This window comes from Micromonospora sp. DT4 (assembly GCF_049841675.1).
Lineage (GTDB): Bacteria > Actinomycetota > Actinomycetes > Mycobacteriales > Micromonosporaceae > Micromonospora.
On the sequence record NZ_JBNCKT010000290.1, the window covers coordinates 1 to 1,298 of the forward strand.

The window sequence follows — 1,298 nt, forward strand, 5'->3', positions numbered from 1 at the left end:
CAGGGCTATTGCGTAGTGGTGTTGACCCTGGTCGCGGTCGGTATTTCGGTGGTCACGGCGGTGATGAGGTCGTGGGGGCGGTGGCTGGCCTCTCGGGTGGCTTCGGCGATGTTGGTGGCGCCGTTGATGCGGTGATATCCGATCGAGGTGTTACGGAGGGTGGCGAACACGGCGGGGCCGTTGCCGGTCCTGGCCCGGTGGGCGTCTTCACGGAGCGTGACATCTCGTACGTAATGTAGGCGGTTATCGATATGCTACTCGGAACGCGCCCACGTGCCGAGATCGGCGGGTTGGGCTTGGCCGGCGGGTAGTGAGTTGGTCAGGTAGGCGGCTTCACGGGTGGTCTTGCCCTTGATCGTGCGGGTGCGGGTGATCCGGACGGCCTGCTGTGCGTGGGGAAAACCCAGCCCTCCCGGAGTCTTGACGGTCAGCGCCTTGACCGTGCGGGTCTCCCTACGGCCGTGGCCGGTCTCGCGGGTCTGGACCCCGACCGGGACCTCGGCCCACGGCAGACCCTTGAGCTGGGCGAACAGGGTGGGCTGGTTACCCTTGACCGCGACCATCAGATGCCCGCCGGCAGCGGCGAGCAACTCGGCGTGCCCGATCTGGGCGTGCAGCGCGTCCGCGACGACCAGAACGTCCTTCAATGACCCCAACACGGCCGCGACCAGCTTGAACAGCGGAGTGAACGCGGGGATTTCGTTGGACTTCGCAGCGATCTGCACTTGGGCGAGCACGATCCCGGTGCTGGTGTCGTACGCCGACAGCAGGTGGACCTGCCGGCCGTCGGCCAGTCGGGCACCCCGCGCGACCTTCCCATCGACGGCGATCACCAGGTGCCACCTGCGCCCGGCGACCACGACCGGCGACGCCCTCGCCCGCAGCCAGCGAGCAAGGACCTGCGACAACACTTCGGCGTCGAGCCGGATCAACAACCGCCACACCGTCGTCGCGGCGGGCACCCGGCCGGTGAACCCGAGCCGCTGCCAGACCGTACGGTCCTGGAAACGCACCCAGTCGCAGACCGCAGCGAACGTGCACGCCCCGGCCATCACCGCGCATACCGCTGCCGCCAGGATGCTGACCAGTGGATACCGTCGGCCGCGCGGATCGCGCGGGTCGTTTACCGCTTCCAACGCGATGAACAGGCTCCGACGGTCACCATCGGTGACCGTGGCCGGGCACGGCATGTCCGGGGGGCGCTGCGGCAGCACGATCTCGGTCAGTAATGATGACATCAGCGGGTGCGGTCCTGTTCTCGATCATGGTCTTCGCAAATACATGATCACCGACGGACC

The 1,298-nt window shown here is 67.3% G+C and carries 1 protein-coding gene; it reads right to left on the reverse strand.

Annotation, left to right across the window (positions count from 1 at the left end):
- Nucleotides 1–254: 254 nt before the first annotated feature.
- A complete protein-coding gene (locus ACLQ24_RS29695; RefSeq protein WP_425895046.1) occupies nucleotides 255–1,238 on the reverse strand; it encodes an ISAs1 family transposase in 984 nt (327 codons plus the stop codon).
- Nucleotides 1,239–1,298 lie beyond the last annotated feature (60 nt).